The organism is Brevibacillus dissolubilis, from assembly GCF_006170445.1.
In the GTDB taxonomy this organism is placed as follows: domain Bacteria; phylum Bacillota; class Bacilli; order Brevibacillales; family Brevibacillaceae; genus Brevibacillus_B; species Brevibacillus_B dissolubilis.
In genome coordinates this window covers 294,761-313,655 of record NZ_VCNA01000004.1, presented here as the reverse complement: position 1 = coordinate 313,655, position 18,895 = coordinate 294,761, and the positions used below count along the sequence as shown (strand labels likewise).

General features: G+C 46.0%; 21 protein-coding genes. All 21 read left to right on the top strand.

The annotated features are described in order from the left end of the window. Nucleotides 1–26 precede the first annotated feature (26 nt). A complete protein-coding gene (locus tag FGI41_RS10530; protein WP_139490078.1) occupies nucleotides 27–1,352 on the top strand; it encodes an ATPase, T2SS/T4P/T4SS family in 1,326 nt (441 codons plus the stop codon). A gap of 2 nt (nucleotides 1,353–1,354) precedes the next feature. Then, nucleotides 1,355–2,302: a hypothetical protein gene (locus FGI41_RS10525; protein WP_139490077.1), complete on the top strand. Its 948-nt coding sequence runs from the start codon at nucleotides 1,355–1,357 to the stop codon at nucleotides 2,300–2,302. Nucleotides 2,303–2,390: 88 nt separating this feature from the next. After that, nucleotides 2,391–3,281, top strand: a complete 891-nt coding sequence (locus tag FGI41_RS10520; RefSeq protein WP_139490076.1) for a hypothetical protein — start codon at nucleotides 2,391–2,393, stop codon at nucleotides 3,279–3,281. Between the two features lie 138 nt (nucleotides 3,282–3,419). After that, nucleotides 3,420–3,584, top strand: coding sequence for a hypothetical protein (locus tag FGI41_RS24910; protein ID WP_176560221.1), 165 nt, complete (start codon nucleotides 3,420–3,422; stop codon nucleotides 3,582–3,584). Between the two features lie 22 nt (nucleotides 3,585–3,606). Further along, nucleotides 3,607–3,813 (top strand): hypothetical protein, encoded by a 207-nt coding sequence (locus FGI41_RS10515; protein ID WP_139490075.1) that lies wholly within the window; start codon nucleotides 3,607–3,609, stop codon nucleotides 3,811–3,813. Between the two features lie 5 nt (nucleotides 3,814–3,818). Continuing rightward, nucleotides 3,819–3,965 carry a hypothetical protein gene (locus tag FGI41_RS24905; protein ID WP_176560220.1) on the top strand — a complete coding sequence of 49 codons (147 nt, stop codon included), beginning with the start codon at nucleotides 3,819–3,821 and terminating at the stop codon, nucleotides 3,963–3,965. A gap of 25 nt (nucleotides 3,966–3,990) precedes the next feature. Then, on the top strand, nucleotides 3,991–4,140 hold the full coding sequence (locus FGI41_RS24900; protein WP_176560219.1) for a hypothetical protein: 150 nt from the start codon (nucleotides 3,991–3,993) through the stop codon (nucleotides 4,138–4,140). Between the two features lie 184 nt (nucleotides 4,141–4,324). Next, on the top strand, nucleotides 4,325–5,608 hold the full coding sequence (locus FGI41_RS10510; RefSeq protein WP_139490074.1) for a helix-turn-helix domain-containing protein: 1,284 nt from the start codon (nucleotides 4,325–4,327) through the stop codon (nucleotides 5,606–5,608). Nucleotides 5,609–5,636: 28 nt separating this feature from the next. Beyond that, nucleotides 5,637–5,783, top strand: a complete 147-nt coding sequence (locus tag FGI41_RS24895) for a hypothetical protein (protein ID WP_176560218.1) — start codon at nucleotides 5,637–5,639, stop codon at nucleotides 5,781–5,783. 143 nt (nucleotides 5,784–5,926) lie between these two features. Beyond that, complete coding sequence (locus tag FGI41_RS10505; RefSeq protein WP_139490073.1) at nucleotides 5,927–7,222, top strand: helix-turn-helix domain-containing protein; 1,296 nt, start codon at nucleotides 5,927–5,929, stop codon at nucleotides 7,220–7,222. After that, nucleotides 7,222–7,365 (top strand): hypothetical protein, encoded by a 144-nt coding sequence (locus FGI41_RS24890; RefSeq protein ID WP_176560217.1) that lies wholly within the window; start codon nucleotides 7,222–7,224, stop codon nucleotides 7,363–7,365. Before FGI41_RS10505 ends, FGI41_RS24890 begins: the two co-directional genes overlap by 1 nt. Before the next feature lie 244 nt (nucleotides 7,366–7,609). Then, nucleotides 7,610–7,990 carry a thioredoxin family protein gene (locus FGI41_RS10500; protein WP_176560216.1) on the top strand — a complete coding sequence of 127 codons (381 nt, stop codon included), beginning with the start codon at nucleotides 7,610–7,612 and terminating at the stop codon, nucleotides 7,988–7,990. Between the two features lie 5 nt (nucleotides 7,991–7,995). Then, complete coding sequence (locus FGI41_RS10495; RefSeq protein ID WP_176560215.1) at nucleotides 7,996–8,901, top strand: S-layer homology domain-containing protein; 906 nt, start codon at nucleotides 7,996–7,998, stop codon at nucleotides 8,899–8,901. 176 nt (nucleotides 8,902–9,077) lie between these two features. Further along, entirely contained in the window at nucleotides 9,078–13,337 is a 4,260-nt protein-coding gene (locus FGI41_RS10490; protein WP_139490070.1) for a hypothetical protein, read from the top strand. A gap of 97 nt (nucleotides 13,338–13,434) precedes the next feature. Then, nucleotides 13,435–13,845: a hypothetical protein gene (locus tag FGI41_RS10485; protein WP_139490069.1), complete on the top strand. Its 411-nt coding sequence runs from the start codon at nucleotides 13,435–13,437 to the stop codon at nucleotides 13,843–13,845. A gap of 5 nt (nucleotides 13,846–13,850) precedes the next feature. Beyond that, nucleotides 13,851–14,252: a hypothetical protein gene (locus FGI41_RS10480; RefSeq protein ID WP_139490068.1), complete on the top strand. Its 402-nt coding sequence runs from the start codon at nucleotides 13,851–13,853 to the stop codon at nucleotides 14,250–14,252. A gap of 3 nt (nucleotides 14,253–14,255) precedes the next feature. Then, on the top strand, nucleotides 14,256–14,846 hold the full coding sequence (locus FGI41_RS10475; protein ID WP_139490067.1) for a hypothetical protein: 591 nt from the start codon (nucleotides 14,256–14,258) through the stop codon (nucleotides 14,844–14,846). A 46-nt stretch (nucleotides 14,847–14,892) separates the two neighbouring features. Next, nucleotides 14,893–15,198, top strand: coding sequence for a helix-turn-helix domain-containing protein (locus tag FGI41_RS24885; protein ID WP_176560214.1), 306 nt, complete (start codon nucleotides 14,893–14,895; stop codon nucleotides 15,196–15,198). Nucleotides 15,199–15,202: 4 nt separating this feature from the next. Then, nucleotides 15,203–16,624, top strand: a complete 1,422-nt coding sequence (locus FGI41_RS10470) for a cell division protein FtsZ (protein ID WP_176560213.1) — start codon at nucleotides 15,203–15,205, stop codon at nucleotides 16,622–16,624. A gap of 123 nt (nucleotides 16,625–16,747) precedes the next feature. Beyond that, nucleotides 16,748–17,350: a RusA family crossover junction endodeoxyribonuclease gene (locus tag FGI41_RS10465; protein ID WP_139490065.1), complete on the top strand. Its 603-nt coding sequence runs from the start codon at nucleotides 16,748–16,750 to the stop codon at nucleotides 17,348–17,350. 332 nt (nucleotides 17,351–17,682) lie between these two features. Then, entirely contained in the window at nucleotides 17,683–18,639 is a 957-nt protein-coding gene (locus FGI41_RS10460; protein WP_139490064.1) for a replication-relaxation family protein, read from the top strand. The last annotated feature ends 256 nt before the right edge of the window (nucleotides 18,640–18,895 follow it).

Sequence of the window (18,895 nt, the reverse complement as noted above, 5' to 3'; positions counted from 1 at the left end):
GAGTCAAAAAAGAGGTGAACATACTCATGAAGGACATACAACCGTCCTACACCATTGATGAAGTAATCAACATCATCCGCAGCCACTACAGCGAAATGAAGGACATCCCGCTGAATCGGCAAGAATCAGTCCGCCTGTGGATCATCCAGACCGAAAAAGGCGACGAAAACGCCAAACGCAAGTTAATTGTTGACGTAGAAACATACCTGAACGGGCTAGGAATTTACTTAGGTCAGGAACACATCATCTACCCGATGACCACACCTTACGAATCGCTGGTCTACGCTACATATGGCTTGGGCGTGTATGACGCGATCATCCACCTCAGTCCCTTCATCGAATCGGTAAAACTAACCGCTGGCAAAACCGCCTACTATCGTGAAAACGGCTTGGATCGAACTTACCCGTACACGCCTACGGAAGAAGAAATGGAAGTCTTGCAGCGCAAATTATCCGAGATTGCTGCACGCCCTTTTCACCGCAATATTCCCCGCTTATCCGGCTACATCGAATCTACCGAAACCCGTTTACAGATGTACATGCCACCGTACAGTCGCAGACGGCAGACCCTGACGAGACGCTTCACTACCAAGACGTTTTCGCTCGATGAGATTCAAATGGATGAACGGGCTAGAGAACTATGCAAACAAAGCGTCTACGGTCGGCTCAACCATGTGATCGGAGGAGCAATGGGCGTGGGGAAGACCCACCGCGCCTTATCCATGCTCCTGTTGAAAGACCCGTTGACCGAAAGTATCACCATCTATGAATCGGAACACGAGATGCGTCTCGGCGACAAATGGCCGGGGATGGTGATCGAGCTGCAATCCATCGAATCACTTGGATTTGAGTTCGCGCAGACCACAGGCAAAGACTTCTTCCGCAATGAAAGCAACACGGTCGTATTCGGAGAGGTTCGCGAAGCGTATGAAGCACATGTCGCCTTGCAGATCGCAAGCCGTGGCATTGACGGAACCTTTTACGTGACCCACCTGCGGATACCAAAGCCAGAGGTGGCGATTAGAACCATTGCGTCTTTAGTAAACGAGTACCGTCGAACCGGTGAAGAAGGGATTTGCAGAGAAATCACCCTAGCCTTTGATCTCTTCTGGATTCTTGCATCCTATCATGGTAAAAGGGTGGACGACTGCATTTTCACACCCGCCATAGATGAGCAGACAGGTCAAGTCAGGGCCAATGTGCTTGCCTATCACGACATGACAAAAGGGGAACTGATCTGGACGGGAGCGCACTTGTCCCGCGAGAAAGTAGAAAAAATGATTTATGAGGGCAAAGCTGACTTAGACGTACTACGCGAACTGAAAGTAACGGACTACGAAAGGATGATCTAGCCATGCTATGGGAGTGGCAATCGAATTGGTTTTTTGCTACGAGTTTTCTTGCGCTAACAGCGTGTTTCTTTTGCATACTCATGCTCCTGCGCTTCCGCACCACAGAGGATTATCAGCGGAGGTATCTTCGCCAGTTAAAAGAACGGGCAAACCACTGGCTACTGGAGCCTGAAAATGGCGGAAGCTGGGGGAGACAGTTAGAGACAATGCTGATGGTTGTCGGAGGCGGTAGAAGCTGGTTTGAACTGATTTCGTTCGCATTTCTCTCAGGCATGGCTTTTTTGCTGACGCTTGGCTTTTCACTTTTGCTTTCCGAAAACATCTTGCTCGCATCGGTTCTTGCGGTAATCGGTTTGACTCTCCCTTATCTATTCCTCTACTTCCGCTATGTCACCATCACCAGCCGGGCGAGAAAAGTCTTTCTCGACTTTCTGCAAGGATATGTCCAGGCGTATCTTTCTTCCAGCAAGATCGCTTCGTTGGCCTTTAAGCGGATGGGGGAGCGCTGCCCAGATGAGTTTCGACCGATTATGGCCTACATTACGATCAAACTGACGGACGGTTCGGGCTTCGTTCAGGTAATGAGAACGTTTGAGCGTATCATGGATTTTTCATGGGCAACCGACTTTGTACAGATCGTAATTGGAATGCAGCGAGGGGAGATCAACGATGGAGAGAAAGCGTTGAACAGTTTGCTGGTTGACCTCTACCACGCCAAAAACACCGACCAAGAACGAGAAACGATTACGAAAACCGTGATGATCTACGTTGCGGGGATCACGTTAGCCATTCCGTACTTTATATCGCTCAATCTGGGGATGCTCAAATCAGCAAGGCACTACTACTTCTACACGCCGGAGGGACTGCACTTCCTGACGCTGGCGGTTGTGGTCTGTTTCGGATGTTTGTTTGGTGCGATGTTGTTTGCGAAAAAAGGGGAGCGACTGTAGTGGTGCGCCTGCATTGAAAGGGTGAAAAACATTGAGGGAGTTTATACTGGTTGTTGGGGGATTGAGTAAAGCTGGGGACATCTGGCACATGCTTCTGTTGTTCCTATGCTTGTTCGTTGTGTTGACGGTGCTCTGTGTTCACTTCTTGCAAGTGTTGTCACGATTCGAACGCCGAACGAAAAGAGCCGTCAATCCGTTAGATTATCTGCGTGAGCGGGCAAAAAAATTCGCGTCACGGCTTGATGAAACTGAATTGGCTTATCAATCGCCATCGGGCTTTTATGTAAAAGTGGTACGCCGACTAACCAACCTAGTAAAACGGGCAGGCTACCCACTTGGATGGCAACCGTCCGACTGGTTGTTGCTCATAGGTTTTGGAACGGTGGGGAGTATCGGATTTACGCTTGGTCAAATAGTATATTCGGCTATCGCATGGGGGCAGTTGGAGATCCCGCTGTTTACCACTACGCTTGCTCTGGCAGCAACGGTCGGTTTACCCATCTGGTATCTGTTATATCAAGCGGAAAAACGAAGTACCCACTTGTTTTATGATGTACTGCGTAGTTTGAACCGCCTGCTCGAATTTCTAGATTTTGAAATGCCCCGCTATCAGATGCTGACGTTATCGGTAGCAGGGACGAGGCTGTTAAAACAGTACCTTCCGTCGCTTGACAAATGGAACGCAGATGAGCGCACAGCTTTGGAAGAGATGGAACGGCAGATCGGAACGCATGAAGGAGTGATTTTCACCAGATCAGTTCGCTACTGCTTGGAGGAACAGTCTGTATCGGCGAAGCAATACCTTCTGCGCTTGGAAACCAGCCTCCGTATCATGAAAAGTGAGAAGGAGCGACAAAAAATGAAGCGGTTGGAGATCCAATTCATGCTGTTTGTTTTTCCACCGTTTATCATGGCGGTGCTGGCGATTGCGTTTCCGTGGTATCAGAACATCCAGCAGATATTACGCCAGTTTCTATAAAAAGGGCTACACCTTGGCAGATCAACCAAGCGTGGAAGCCTATTTATTTTGCCAACATATGTCCCAGCTGGTGAGGCAGTTTCAATTGAAAGGGGGGATGCCTTGGGAAAGGTGTAGTCTTGAAAGGAGGAATCCAACATGGTCAAATTCGTCATCGGTCTTGTTATGATCGCCCTTACGATTGTCCTGACGGTCCCTGTTATGAAAGAGATGGGTGGAGCAATCGGTGGGCAAAAGGAGCGGCCTTCTGCTCCCAGTCTAAAAAAGACGGTCGTAGAATCAATGGATGACTGGTTGAACTAATTTAGAAAGGTGTGTATCCAAGGTGGTAAAATTCGTACTTGGTCTTTTTATGATCGGTGTTTTTCTGGTCGGCAGCTTCTACATGTACAACGAAGGTATTGTAAAGGGAACCCGTGAGCTTGGACAGAAACAGGCTGTGCAGATCAGCACCACCGAAAGTGACCCAAACAACGGAACCATCGACATCAACTCGATGGAAGAAGGCACATCCGACGTGGATATTGAGTAGCAGCCATGCCTTACGTAATAGCTGTTTTGATACTGACACTCTGGGTCGCGGTTATGGGAAGCGTGGTCAATATGAGCGAAGAGAAGCAACGTCTGGTGTCCAGTCACGACGAACGCAAAATCGAAATGGTCACACTGTCCCTTAAACGGTAAGTCCCTGTCCAAAGGTGGAGTCCATATGAGTAAGGTTGTTGTTATTCTCATCACCTGCGCTGCGGTTGTTGTCACGGGAGTCTTTACCTTTTGGGGAGGCTCTGATGCGGTTCAATCTGGCACGACTCGCTACTTCGGCAAATTAATTGAAAAAAATAATAGGTGGGGACATTAAGCCCCACGGTTTCACCATTATCTGTCCTCTTGTGTCGTTCACCCTCCTATAAATACCCGAAAAATCATCGTCGGTACTTTATGGGAGGGAATCCTTCCTATTCCTACTCTTGGAGAAAACTATAAAATGTTATAAAATATTATTTGGATTCTATTAAAGTTAGTTGCTTTTAGTGGGTGGTAATATGAAGGAGTCGAAAGAATTATTAATAAATGTGTCCATTGGAGATATCATACGTAAGCATAGAGAACAGTCAGGATTGTCTTTATCTAAGGCGGCGGCTTTAGCCGGTATCAGCAAAAGCGTGTTGTCCCGGATCGAGAATAATGAAATTAACAGACCAGAGATTAAGACGATTAAGGCTATCTCAAAAGTGCTGCCGATTCCATACTCAGAATTACTCGAATACTATGTGGAAGTTGAGAACAGGACGGATGTGCTGAAGCAGCTATTAAATGAAGTAATTGAATTAGCGAAAGTGGAATTGGTCAAAGCGGTAGTTCTAAGACTTATCTTCGCTCCATATCAAGACACCGATGAAATGTTAAAGTATCTCATTGACCGTGCAGATGCTGACATCTCTGTTCCAATAAAAATCACTCTGTACCAGTGTGTAGTGGAGTACTCGAAAAAGTACAATATGAATTACTGGTTAGCAAAAAGCCTTTTTCAAAAATATTTAGTCGAACGAAATGATTTTTCAAGGCTAAAAGAAACGTATCAACTAGGAAAAGAAATTATTTTCTTTATTAATTACTTGTCCCCCCAGGAAAAACCAATTGCATATTGGAAGTTGGGTCTTCATGCATATAACCTCAAGTTATACGAGGATTGCATTGAACTGTGTCAGAATGCGATAAGACTGGCTCCTAACCATCCTGATCTTATGAGAAGTGCTATATTAGCCATAGTTCCATCGGCCTTTGAAACTGGGGACTACGAGAAGGCAGAAAAGTATCTGGACATGATGGAGCAGATTGACTCGCCATCGGCCAAAAAATCAGCCAAATTTACCAGAGGAATTATCTATGCGAGACGTGGCAAAATTGATACGGCGATCCCAATGTTAGAAGAGTGTTTTGATGAAGCACGTCAAAACAGGGATATACGTATTGTTCTAATCGCCAACGAGCTGTTGGATGTTCTTCAGGCTAACAACCACTTGACTAGAATAGATGAGATCTTTGGAATGGAAAGAGAAATACTTGCATACGATCATACAACGCCTTTTCTACTTGCAGAGGTCGGAAAATTTTATAAACGCAAAGGATTATTCCATATGAATCAAGGGGAGTTTGAAGCGGGGATTCGCTGTTTTTTGGATAGTATGTCCTATCACGAAAAAGTTAGCGATCATGAGGGGCTTCATGAGTGTACAAAACTCATTCATCATTATCACTATAAGTTTCTAAAAGTAATAGAACTCCCGCTTTTGGAGAAATTGGATAACATGTATAATAACAATTAGAAAAATATAGAGAGGAGAAAGATAAGGTATGAAAAAACTGGCTTCATTAATCGTGCTGATCCCGGCTTTGCTAGTTTTTATGGGGGCAGCATCTGCTCAAACAGTTAAAAGCAGTACCCCACTTCCTAAAAATCAAACGGTAATTACTCCAGATTGGGATGATCCAGGTTGGTAAATAACATCTTATTCTTGCATCAATGCAATTATTAAAGGATCGTTCCTCGGAGCGCTCCTTTTTTCTTTCATCTAACATAATCAAATGATAAGATATAAAAGTTAAAAACTTACATTAGATTCGTTGGGTAGAAGGTGGAAGTGATGCAAAGTCAACTTAATTACTCGACTTTAGGAGAGCTAGTTCGAAAATATAGAGACCAGGCCGGATTGACCCTAACTGATTTAGCAAAGCTAACAGGGATTAGTAAAGGGGCTTTATCACGAATTGAGCATAATGTGACCAAACGACCGGAGATTAAAACTATCAAAGCCATTGGAACGGCACTGGAAATACCGTACACGGAAATGTTATCATACTACGTTAAGGTAGAAGATCGTAGCGAAGTGCTCAAAGAAATACTTTCTAAATTAATAAAATTATCGAATATAGAACTAGTTGGGGTATTTTCTGCGAAAATAGCTGAATGTGCTGATCAGGATACGTATCGATTGTTGGAATACTTATTTAATTTAGCTACAACAGACATCCCCATTCCACTCAAGGTAACTTTGTATGATACCATCATCACTTATACAAAAAATCACGGCATTCATTATTGGCTGGCGAAAAGCCTCCTTCAGAAATATCTTATTGAGCGGAATGATTTCACAAGACTGAAGGAAAGCTACGAGTTAGGCAAAGAGATTCTATACGTGATCAACTATCTGCCTTCCAATGAAAAGCCGATGGCATATTGGAAATTGGGTATTCATGCATATAACTTAAAAGAGTATGAAGAATGTGTGGAGTTATGTAAACAAGCAGTTAAATTAGCTCCTGATCATCCTGAACTTTTAAGAAGTGCAATACTAGCTATAGTTCCGTCGGCCTTTGAAACAGGGGATTATGAAACAGCAGAAGAGTACTTAAATATGATGGAGCAGATGGAACTTCCTGCAGCGAGGAAATCTGCTAGATTTACTCGGGCCATTATCTATTCAAAACAGGGCAATCTTGAAATGGCCATTCCGATGTTAGAAGAGTGTTTTGACGTGGCACGTCAAAATGGGGACATACGGATTGTTTTGATCGCGAATGAGTTACTTGAAGCTCTTGACCTTCAACATGATAATGAAAAGGTACAGGAGATTTTTGGCTTAGAAAAAGAAATATTGTCATACGACTATGACACGCCTTTCCAGCTTACCGAGGTAGGTAAATTCTATAGGTTCAAAGGAATTTTTCATATGAGCATGGAAGAGTTTGAAAGTGGAATTTCTTGCTTTCTCAATAGTATGAGCTATCATCAGAAGACAGGAGATTTTAACGGCATAAATGAATGTACGAAAATGATTCATCATTACCATTTCAAGTTTCAGAGAAGCATGGATTTACCTTTGCTAGAGAAATTGAATCGTTTGTATAACATGGATTTCGGAAAGGAGGGGAAAAATTGATGAAAAGACTTGCGATATCTTTCATGTTGACTCCAGTTGTATTGCTTACCATGTCTATTTCTGTTATTGATGCCGAAAAAGCGAATACGGATTCTACGGTTCAACATGGGGTCAACCTCGATTGGCTTGATCCAGGTTGGTAAAATGACCTATTAGGATAGGGTTAATCTTTGGTAAGGAGCGTTCTAGGGAGCGTTCCTTTTTTTGTTGTCAAAAATTGATTGCTAGATATGAGAGGAGGCGGTTAGATGGCTGGATTCTTCGCTTAAAAATAATATTTGATGAACCGTCAAACTCTGATAGGTTGTCATTTTTAGGTGTAAAATGGAGGACAGAATCGCTAACATTCTCCATTTTAATCTGAAAAGAAAGTTTGGAGGCTGGAGAATGGGAGGAAAAATAAAGACAGGAAAGTTGTTCCTTGGCATAGCGTTATTAATTGTCGCCGCGCTGTTGGTCATTTCTCAGATCAGTGTACGAGAAGCAGAAAGCAAGATCGTCTACATCTACTCCAGCAGTTGTGGATATTGTGACAGCTTCTTACCAAAATTCAATAAAGTTGTCTCGGAGCTGCCCGGCATAAATGTAGAACGTTGGGATGTCTCCGCTGACACTGAAGGCTACCGTGTAGCAAGAGAGCTTGGTGCCAAGGTTACACCAACTGTCTTCCTGCTGCGAAAAAGTGTGGTGGTAGATAAGCTGGAGGGCGATGTAACCGAACAGGAAGCCAGAGAATTTCTGCAAAAAGCAATCAGTTTGAAGAGGTGATGGTCATGAAAAAACTTACACACATCATGCTGACAGCCATTCTAACTACGGGCAGTTTCCATAGCACATCATCTATTGTCCAGCCAGTATCGGCAAGTCAAGGAGTGGCAAACGACTATAACGCTCACATAGCCAGTCAGGATATTTCTTACGTGTTGAAGCACCATTTAATGTGGGTGTACCCAGATGGAAGCTTTAAGCCAGATGAACCAATTACGCAGGCACAACTGGTATCCAGCTTAGTAGTGGTAAGCGGTGCAAAAGGACAAGCATCCGTACCTGAACTTCCTGCTAAGCATTGGGCAAAAGCAACCTATGAAAAAGCAAAACAGGCAGGCTTCTTATTTGATGTAAAAATAGAGCCAGATAAAAAGTTGAATCGAGAGGAAGCGGCTCGTCTTACCATCAACGCTTGGGAGAAGCATCGGAGATACCGGACGCAAAAAAACGAGGGATTAAGTAAAAGCTGGTCCGATGTCCAGTTTCTTGTCGCAACAGGGATCATGAAGCCAAAGGCAGGTGCTTTTCCGAACGGTGTTAGTACTAGTAAGTTTGACTCACTCGCACAAATAACAAGAGCGGAAGTTGCGTCCATGATTCGATTGCTGCATACAGACTTGGTGGAAATGCAGGAGGGAGAGAAGATCGCACAGGAAGTCCATAAAAATTTGACAGTTGAGAATGGCAAGGTAGTGGGGAGAATTCCTAAAAATCGTTTTAATTGGAGAGTTTCAGTTGGATTCTACTTCAAAGATGGCCGCTATGAAAATTACTTTGCTGGACAATACTTTGCTGTTCCCATCGCTTCGATCAAGTTAATGAACGTCAGTGTTCTTAACTCACAATCAACGATATTAGCTGATTACGATTACAAAGAGTTACCTTCCCTGACAAGAACAAAGGATATGTAGGAAGGTGAAGAAATATGAAGAATCAAATATGGAATAAAGCGGTAAGGCTTATGTGCATACTTGCTGTGTTATGGGGAGGGGTATTTAATTATACCGCTCCTTTTGTTGTGGCAAGTATAGGTAGCCCGAACACCCACGGATTACCTGTAGGATGGGTCGATGGTTATAAGAAAATAGTGGATTCCGACAAAATTAGTATTGAAGGAAATCCTGATATCAGGGAGGATGCTGACGAACTCGGACTTATCCTCGGCCACGTCGAACTCAACGGCACGACAATCGGCAAAGCCCCCGCTTTCATCGACCTTGACGGCAACGCAGACCGCGGCTGGGCATACGTAGACATAGCTGACGCCAAAGAATGGATCGCCAAATTCGGCGGCAACGAAGCCCATGTCCTAAGCGGCTCCACGATCTACAGCGTCAATGTCCGCCACAAAAAACAAGGCATTTCCTACCGAGCCTACAATCTTGCTGACATCGCCGTAGCATCTGGGGGGCGGGGCATCATCAAGGGAGATGGCTTAGTCCCATCCTCTCCTGGTGAGACAAAACCTCATCCAGACGCAATGTACAAGAAAATGCTCTACTTTCAATCCACGCCGAGGCCAAGCGGCTCCGTCTCTACCGATAAATCAACCTACAAACCGAATGAAACCGTTAAAATCACAACTAATGCCACCGATCACAGCATCTATGATCGTGGCATTTTTGTTTGGAATTTGTCCGTCATCAACAAAACGACAGGTGGCGGATATCGTCAACTTCTGTCCAACGAGCAGATCAGAGATATTAATCAGGCAGGTTCTCCACCGTTTACTTGGTCCAATCATACATTCACATACCAACCGACAGAACCGGGAGTATATGAGGTATCATTGGTCATCACCGACTTGCACCACCGGACACCAGAAGGTTCGCCCAGTATGAGTGTAGCCAAACCGTATACGGCACAGTTCACCGTGGGCAATGTGACACCTCCGCCAGATGATGAAGATGACGGGAGCGGAAGCAATCCACCAACTCCACCTGCCGCCTGTAAAATTGACCAATCCACCGCGGAGATCGAAGTCCGTATCGAAGGAGAGCGAAGCGATTCTGAACTGATGTTAAAAAGCGGTGGCGCATATGCGCTGCCAACCGATGCGGAGCGCATGATTTTTACCGCTAATACGGAAGGTACTTTCAAGCTGGTCAACCATTCATTCGTTACCGAGCTCCCGTCCGGCTCTGGCAACAATCGAAAGGTAGGGATGCTTACCGAGATCGGGTCATCGTTTACCATCATCTTTGAATCCGATGATAAGCGCATCTGCTGGCAGAAGACCTTTACCAAAGCGGAAGATGACCGAGGCGGGGGTGAATCCTGTCCGATCATCGAAGTCTGGGGGAATTCATCAGACAGTAAGAAATATGACCTACACAACGGGGATACCTTGTACATGACTCCAGATGAGGTGGTTAACTTCAAAGTATTCACAAAGGACGCAACGACTAATCAGAGAGAGCCGGTATATGCTTTCTGGAGAATCAATGGAACTCGTCTGCAAGATGACAACGGCGACAGTGACCGCCGACGAAAAATAGACTACTCATCAGACAGACTTACTCTGCCTCTAAGCGGAACACTCGCGACATACAACTCGTTCCCCTTTACCCCAGGGAGCAGCTACGAATTGGAGATCGAGTACCCATACACAACAGAAAGACAGGGATGCCCTTCATGGAAAATCAAGATCGTTGTGCAAAATGGATGCCCGTTGGTCGAAGAGAACCGGATCGTGACCCGTGTCTATGGTGAACCGCCTGCTTACTATCCGCCAAATGGAGAAGAGACGATTCTTGGTCTTCCCCTAAAAGATGTGTATTTTGGTTCCTTTATACGTTTGCCGGACGGTCGATGGGATACGAGAATTGACCTGAGTGCAAGCTTGCCCGGCGATTGGTTTCTACTGAGAGATGGGACAAAAACCAAATTGAATACCGAGCCGCTTCAAGCCAATCAGCGGGTGGATGTAATTCTGCCAGCAGATACCGAGCCATATGCGGTATTTGACTTGCAGTTTGTCTCAACCGAACCAATCGGCTGCAAGAGAACGATCCAGTTGATTGTTCAACCCTCAGAGAAGAAGTCTTGTCCCATCGTTACGTTAGCCACAAAAGCAAATAAGCAGACCGTGAAGCTTGGAAGTACGGTGGCTCTGCAGGATGATGACTTTTACAGGGGAAGCTCCGGCAAACGGTATGTGTATGTTCTCCAAGAGGATTTCGGAAAAGGACAAGTGAAGCTCTATCAACTGGTTAATGGCACTTGGCAAAAGGTATCTGAGGGTTGGAACCGTAAAAACTACCCGTGGGATGACCCGATCAACGCTGAATACATGCTCGCCTTCCCGACAACCGAAAATGAAATGGTGGTCTCCGGCACATATCGGATCAGTTGGTCCGCGGATAACGATGATAACGAGTATGATGACCTTGCCGAGTGTTTTGGCTCTTTCGTGATAGAAGTGGGAGAAAGTGAGGGAGGGGAGAACCTGCTTATCCTGCCGGACAGTTTCAAGATCACTCCTAACATGCCGCAGAAGCAGGGAACAGAAGCTGTTGTTACCTTTGCCGTTAAGAATGAAGGGAAACTGACCCATGACACCAAGCTCTCCGTCCGGTGGGAAAGCGTCTCGCAGGCTACCCAATTAGATGTAAACAACTTTAAACCTGGAGAAGTCCGTACCATTACAGTTCCGACCAAGTATCCGATGAAATCAGAAACATTTATAGCGCACATCAATCCAGACCGGACGCATCCTGCAGAAGAACGAAATTGGGATGATAACCGACGGGCTTGGCCTGTATCTGTTACGGCAGAAGTTCCCAAACCTCCAAAGCCAGATGTACCACAGGGAGAATTTGATGGCGGTTCCATCCTGTTAAAGCTTTTTGACAGCTCCAATAGGGAATTAATCCTTAACGGGGATGGTGTATGGGAACGGGAGCCTGTAAAGATAGAAGTAAAGATAGATCAGACCAAGATCAATGAATCTTTTGAAAAAGTAAAGCAGGAAATCAACAAAATGATTACAGACTACAAAGCGGAGCTGCAGCAATTTTACCAGCAAGACAACATAAAGAATCTGAAGATAACTGCAACGCCCGCATGGATCGCAGATGCCAAGAAGCTTGCCGTCTACAATCCTGTAACCCTCAAGCTGAATGTAAGCGGTCCTGGCTTAGAACAAGCCTTTACCCTATCCAGTGCTTCCATGGGAGGTACTTTCTACTACGCTGGCACAACCGTACCAACGTCCACTACATGGCGGAAAATATTAAACACACAGAAATATCAAGCCGAAGTGGATGGTTTCACCATCGAGATGAATCCGAAGATTAATTTTACCGTCACCTATGATCTCCTTACTTGCTCACCAGAAGAGGTAGGAGTAGATGAAGATGGAAACCCAATTCATGAAGAAGTCTGCACCACTTCGCCCCAGCAAGAGAATACCGAAATCAATGGAGAATTCCGTATTAACGTCAAGGGTGGCAAACGACTCTTTGACGTGTTTGAACCAAACGCGGTCTTGCGTCTTCTGCATGAGCCGGAAGCTGTCCAATGGTATGCGCGGGATCGCTATAAGCAGACCAACAATCATTACTACGGCGGAGAAGCGGTCATTACCCATGTAGCACTGGAAGAACGTCATAAACACCCTGTCTCTGGCAAGTATCCAATCATACTTGGTGCGCAGGTCTGGATCAAGGAAGATGGGGGCAAAGAGCGCATGTACATGAAAGGGCTGAACGGCTATGCTGATCGGAACCAATATGTAAGCACCCCACCAAATGCTCTCTTGCAGAATGCTCTTACCTTGGAAAAACGCAACGTCACTTACAAAGTCGCACGCTCTTCGAAACTGGAGTCTGATCTGTTTGCACCAGTTTATTCAACAAGCAAGATAGAGACTGGATTCCGCAGACGATTTGAGGAACTGGTCACTACAACCCGCAGCGAAGAAGTCTGGGCTGGCCCGTTGATTGAAGTGAAGAATATGGGGAAAAGGGAAGCCACGCTGGCAACGAACATGAGCAACCGCTACGGTAAAATTGTTGACATTCACGATAAAAGCGTCTCTGAATACGAACGGCGTGACAAACGCTTCTATGACGAGAATGTAGGAATGGTTCGGACAAAACCTACTTTTATCCAGCCGTTTAACGATCCACAAGAAACGAAGCGAAAGCATTTTATCTACTACCGCCAAGAACCGTATTATATCCATTCGGTGGTACGGTTTGGCTTTGGTGTAGACAAAGGATTTCCGCTTTACCAGCGTTCCACTTTTATCGGGAAGGCTGCAAATGATTCAGACTACCGCGCTCCCGTCCATGTCGTGGGTAGCATCTATGAATTCCAGTCTTACAGAACACATGCCAAATAAATAGGCCACAGAACAAAATGAATCCGCTATTCCCTTGCTTCGGCTTGGGATAGCGGGTTTTTTCGTTTTCAAAGAGATGGAAGGGAGGTGTACCGTTTTGAGCAACTACATCGCCACATTGCTAGCCTTGCTTCTGTTGTTTTTTCCTGTTGGTGCTTATACGCAAATTCACACAGGGAACCAGGTTAAGCAGGCAGCATTTCATCTATTGGCGGAGAGCGTGAAGCATGTAGAGGTGCAGGGAGCCAACTCGCAGGAGGAGGCTGAGCGGCTGGTCCGAGCCTTTGTGGATAGAACGATTCAACAGAACAGCATGAATCTCGATCCAAGTAAGCTGGTCATTCAGGCCGAGAAACTGACGGAAATAGGATGGCGGGACGGCGTGTTTCGCATCACTTTCATCTATCCCAAGCCTGTGCTCGTTTCCTTTCTGCAAGACAACGAGACGTTTTCCTTCGACATGCTTGGTACTATTGAACCTCATCAATTCGATGAAAGGAGGGAGTAATCACGATGTCACACTATCTGTCTTTTCTGTTGAGCGTTCTTGTCCTGATGATCCCGTCCATTGGTTCAACCACGGTCTATGTGTATCAAAACCAACAGGCAACGATTCATACGGTTTATCAGCAACTTAGCGAGGAGGTAGCGAAGGCTGGCTACCTCGATCCAGCTGTAAAGCAGTTTTATATCGACGCACTCAGAGCAAAGGGTTTTCCGAGTGTGTCTATCCATGCATCTACTGAATCTAAAGCTTTTCGCATTGTTCGCCCACGCTACGGACAAGAACCGCAAGCGGCAAACCTCATCACGCTGGAGATGACAGTTGAACCAACTTCCGTTACTCGCCTGTTTTCACTTGAACCCATTCACTGGGAACGGCAATTGATCAGTGAGTATGGAAAGGAGGAATAGTTCATGCCGGTTCTTTTGCTGTCGCTGTTTTTACTCGTATTAGAATTGCAAATCGGGCTGACCGTAATGGACACCGATCTCATCAGCCAGAAACAAACGGTGATGCAGGAGTTATTGGATAACGCTTTACACCATGCATCGTTTGGAGTGGAAGAGGAGTCATTAAAACGCACAGGCGCCTTCTTCGATATTTCCAGCCAAGCCCTTATCCGTCTGCATGAACGGATGGGGCAAAACGGCGGATACACCTGGAATGGTCTTGCTTATCAGCCGGGCCAAGGTTCCGTTACGAATAGCGTGGTTCCCGCTGCCTTTGTTCAGTTGGACGAATGGGAAGCAACTACCGAACTAACATTCCGCTACACCGGGGGAGAGCTACGTCTTGCTTCACACACACAAACCTGGTCGGATAGTCCGCTGCTATTCATTCGCATTGTTGATGATACCAATGGGGGAAAAGTATATAAGCTCCCTCCCAAGGTGATAACTGGTTCGTTGCTCGTCGCCGTGGCAATGGTAGACGATGAACCGATCAGCAACCTGTTTGCCCGCCATACGTTTCCCGTTGTTTCTGTTCAAGAAATCCAACATTAAAATTAGGACTTGTGATTGAATGTCCACAAAAGAACAAGGAAAGGAGGTGAAACCCATTAAGCATAACAACCTGTATACCACCATCAACTACGCCTTCTTCCACCAAAGGCTCACCGAACCGATGAAAGATGTCTTATGCACCATCGGGGAAAGCGGTGAGATTAACAAACAGTCCCTTATAACTAAAAGCGGCTACAGCAAAACACTGGTTCATGCTTGTACCGAAGCCCTCTATTTTGCAGGGTTCCTCTCCATACGAACCCCCAGGAGACAGACGGTATACACGCTGACTGAAGAGGGTCAGATGTTCGTTGACTATCTGGTACAACATGCCACAGAGGAGGTTGAATGATAACATGACCCTGATGAACAGCAAAGAGCTGGAATACATGACGGCCAACGAATATATCCGAGACATTTCCATCCGCTTCGGTGTGATCGGCGCAGGACAAAAGGGCAACAAAGATGCGGATATCTTTGCAGGCTACAAATTTACTGACGGTACACCGTGCTACCCGACACTGGCCGTCAATTTTGCTCAAACGGATATGACCCATCTGCAACACATTCCCCAACAAGACCGCATTCATTTTGATGGAATGAGAGGAGCTGCGAGAACGCCGTCTCTCGTGGTGGAGCGCTTTGATCCAGCCGTAAATCCTCAAGCCAATCAACTGCGAAGCCAACTGGCCTTGATCATGGAACAAAAGTTTTCCAACGTCGATCATCTGCTTGTAACAATTGGCGCGGGCGGAGGTGTGGGAACGGGCTGGGCATCGCTTACGCTGCAACTGATTCGAGAAGGATTTTTTCCTGTCCCAGTTACGTTTTTGATCTCGTTGCCATTTGACGATATGGATGAGATTGCGAATGCGCTTCTGCTGTTGGAAGAGATCAAGGAGTTTCTGCGAATCCAGAACGAACTGTTCGATCCAAACGAACCCAAGCCACTCGCCAGCGTGATCCTGACCGACAATAAGAAAATCTACCACGACTTTGAGCTGAAAAAAGGGACACGCCAGATGCAAAACAAAACGCTCTCGTGGAAAGACGAGGGAAACCATGCTATTGTCAGCACGCTTCATGAACTGAATCTCATACCCGCCAACTTTGGCAGCGATAATGTCACCTACGACCCGTCCGATTTGTTGAAGCTCATTCAACTATCTGGCGGGTTTCTTACCGTCGCAAAAGCAAGGCTGGAGCCGGATTTCACCCTAGATAAGCTGGAAGCCAAGATGATGGCAAGCATTCACAAGGGCTATTTTTCGTGCGGTCATCGTTATCGGACAGCGACGATGTATGGTGGTTTTGTGCTGCGGCCATCTAGTGCCGAGTTTTTCAAAGATATCAAGACAGAAGCTGTAATCAAGAAAGTGATTGCGGAGTGCAACCCACTCTTCCGTATGCGCGGTAAATACGGTGATCCGATCTGGAATGAAGGTTATGCCGTGATCTATACGATTTTTGCTGGAATGACGATACCAGACCGCTTTTCCGAACTGGCAGAGGAACTGAAACAATTCAGGGATGCACGAAAGCTGGACGAAGGGAGCAGTGAAAAAGAGGTGGATTTGTCTGCCGCCATCGAGAGTGTGGGGCAATCGAGTTTCAATCCGTATCAAAAGAAGGCAAATGCGTTTGGAGGAAGCGGATGGGGAAGTGGTCGTCCATCTGTGTTTAGCCGACAAAAACAGTCACAATCACAAGTCGAAGGAACTAGCGTCGTTAACCGCTTTGCAAGACTCCGAGATGTAAAATTGCATGATCGCAAGTAAGATGCTGTTGGCAAAATGAAATGTTTTCGGATTTCACGGGTGCTATCGGATGCTAAGCGCATTTGTTGGATACCAATAGAATCCGCATCGGATGTATTTATGGAGAGGAGAGGTGACAAACCTATGACAGCCATTCAAACTATTTATCTCACAGAGAAAGAGTTGGACGACCGTGAAGCCCGCCTCACCGAGATGATCAAGCACCTAGAACAGATGCGGATCGACCTCCACTACCAACTGCTCGACGTACAATCCTGGAAATGCCCGTATCAGACACAACCAGAGCATCTATCTACACTGATATATGAGTATCAAAACGGAGTGCTCAAACTGGTTATGGACGGGATGCTTCCGTTTATCTATGAGAAGCAGGACAGCAAGTATTACCGCAAAGTTCGGGACTACTACATCCAACAATTCGTCCAGTTTGTGAAAAACGAGTCGATTACACTTCATTTTGAACCAGCCTTTGTTTTTCTGGCTCACTATTTTCCGGATCTTCGCTTGCGGGATTTAGACAACCGCAACAAGGGGTTTATTTTCAACGGTCTGCGCCACAGTGGGATCATCGGGGATGACAACTGGAGGAAGCTTGCCTACATGGAAGCAGGATTTCTCGATGCCATGCATCCAAGGGTAGAGATATTTGTTACCGATGCCTCCAACATGGGCAAGCTTATTGAAATCTATATGTCAAAATGGGCAGAAGAATCTTCATTAATATAGGCACAGGGAGGAAAGTGTCAAAACAATGTCGCTGTTTGGACACACTCGATTTTGACACCTCTGGTAATGACATTGTTTTGACATTGAGAAAATGGCGAAAAACCTTGATATCCCCAGCTTATTGGGAAAATCAGAGCGGAAGATACGGTTTTGACATGGTAAAGCTATTCCATTCTCCGGTCAGACAAGGCTTTTCACGAGAACATGAGCGGAAGATACGAAAGCGAAAAGGATTGGAGGAACTAGCGCGCTGGTGACGACAATCCAACAACCGCGCAAAGTGGGAGCAAGATCCGCTAGATTGAGACCCACACAGAGAAGGAGGTGTGAGCATGAAGGGCAAGCAGCGAGATGATGAATTACTCATGGCTCTCTACGAATATCGTGGATTGACGGTGAAGCAGATCAAGGAAGTGTTCTATTCGGATTCCACATGCTATGTCTACCGCCGGATGCATCTGCTCAAAAAACAGGGATTGGTAGAAAGCCAGCCAATAATCGGAGAGCGAGGGAAAAAAGTCGGGGCTTTTTACTACCTAACCGAAAAAGGACTAGACCGTTTGGAACAACAGGGACTAATCGAACGAACCAGGCGAGCGCGGGAAAACAAACCATCTGGCCGGAGACTTCCCTACATCGTGAGCCGCAATGAGCTGTACACCCAGCTTAGTCCGTATGGGTGGAAATTCGTAGATGGACGAGATTACAAGGCGCAGTACCAGATGAATCGGGGTGCGATGCTCAAAGGCGGGCTGATCCGTTCGGACGGCAAAGAGTACGCGGTTTATATCTTGGAGAAGAACACGAGAGAGAAGACGATCAAGCGCATGGTGAATGAGATCAATAACAGCCGCTTGACGAACTTGTTCATCTTTTGCCACAGCCAGGATGTATACAACAGGATTAAGCAGGAGGATATTCGCCAAATGGAAGTTAATTTGCTTCCGTTTCAGCGGGGGATTAAGCTGTTGCGTCGCTTTCACAGCGAAGAGGAGTGGCTGAAGCTTTTCAGGCGGTATGGTGAAGTGATACCTGTGCAAAATAAGTTTCTTTTCGGTAAGTATCTGATACGGACTAGCGATGGTAGGGAGTTGTATCTTTGCAACTGTTTGCTCAACGATGTGCAGGCATTGAATTGGCTGCTTCGCTACACGTATGAGCGGTATCGGCAGGATGGGCGTGGAGTGCTGTTGCTTAAGTGGGAGGGGCAGGACATTGGCATGGAGAGACAACGAGGTTATGAGCATGTAGAAATTGTTGAGTTAACGAGAGACGAGCTAATGATGTAAGCAAAAGTCAGAGTTGCACAAAGGGACGGATTTATTCCGTATCGCTAAATGAGTAGAAAGGAGAAGGAGAATGGCCAGAATAGGAGCAACACTCGTAATAATTGCATGGCTCCTCGTCGTTACGGGGATGAACATACGTATCCCACTATGGATTCCAACGGTTCTGTTCCTGTCTAGCCTAGTCATGTTAATCCGTGAATTTCGTACAAGGCAAGCCCTATGGTTTACCCACGCAGTGTTTGTGAGCGGTATAGGT

Bases quoted from the DNA above. Each gene is read 5' to 3' on its own strand.
- FGI41_RS24910 (WP_176560221.1), top strand. From the start codon at position 3,420: ATGGTCAAATTCGTCATCGGTCTTGTTATGATCGCCCTTACGATTGTC.
- FGI41_RS24895 (WP_176560218.1), top strand. From the start codon at position 5,637: ATGAAAAAACTGGCTTCATTAATCGTGCTGATCCCGGCTTTGCTAGTT.
- FGI41_RS10470 (WP_176560213.1), top strand. From the start codon at position 15,203: ATGACCCTGATGAACAGCAAAGAGCTGGAATACATGACGGCCAACGAA.
- FGI41_RS10475 (WP_139490067.1), top strand. From the start codon at position 14,256: ATGCCGGTTCTTTTGCTGTCGCTGTTTTTACTCGTATTAGAATTGCAA.
- FGI41_RS24905 (WP_176560220.1), top strand. From the start codon at position 3,819: ATGCCTTACGTAATAGCTGTTTTGATACTGACACTCTGGGTCGCGGTT.
- FGI41_RS10465 (WP_139490065.1), top strand. From the start codon at position 16,748: ATGACAGCCATTCAAACTATTTATCTCACAGAGAAAGAGTTGGACGAC.
- FGI41_RS10525 (WP_139490077.1), top strand. From the start codon at position 1,355: ATGCTATGGGAGTGGCAATCGAATTGGTTTTTTGCTACGAGTTTTCTT.
- FGI41_RS24900 (WP_176560219.1), top strand. From the start codon at position 3,991: ATGAGTAAGGTTGTTGTTATTCTCATCACCTGCGCTGCGGTTGTTGTC.
- FGI41_RS10530 (WP_139490078.1), top strand. From the start codon at position 27: ATGAAGGACATACAACCGTCCTACACCATTGATGAAGTAATCAACATC.
- FGI41_RS24890 (WP_176560217.1), top strand. From the start codon at position 7,222: ATGAAAAGACTTGCGATATCTTTCATGTTGACTCCAGTTGTATTGCTT.
- FGI41_RS10480 (WP_139490068.1), top strand. From the start codon at position 13,851: ATGTCACACTATCTGTCTTTTCTGTTGAGCGTTCTTGTCCTGATGATC.
- FGI41_RS10520 (WP_139490076.1), top strand. From the start codon at position 2,391: ATGCTTCTGTTGTTCCTATGCTTGTTCGTTGTGTTGACGGTGCTCTGT.
- FGI41_RS10510 (WP_139490074.1), top strand. From the start codon at position 4,325: ATGAAGGAGTCGAAAGAATTATTAATAAATGTGTCCATTGGAGATATC.
- FGI41_RS10460 (WP_139490064.1), top strand. From the start codon at position 17,683: ATGAAGGGCAAGCAGCGAGATGATGAATTACTCATGGCTCTCTACGAA.
- FGI41_RS10500 (WP_176560216.1), top strand. From the start codon at position 7,610: ATGGGAGGAAAAATAAAGACAGGAAAGTTGTTCCTTGGCATAGCGTTA.
- FGI41_RS10505 (WP_139490073.1), top strand. From the start codon at position 5,927: ATGCAAAGTCAACTTAATTACTCGACTTTAGGAGAGCTAGTTCGAAAA.
- FGI41_RS10495 (WP_176560215.1), top strand. From the start codon at position 7,996: ATGAAAAAACTTACACACATCATGCTGACAGCCATTCTAACTACGGGC.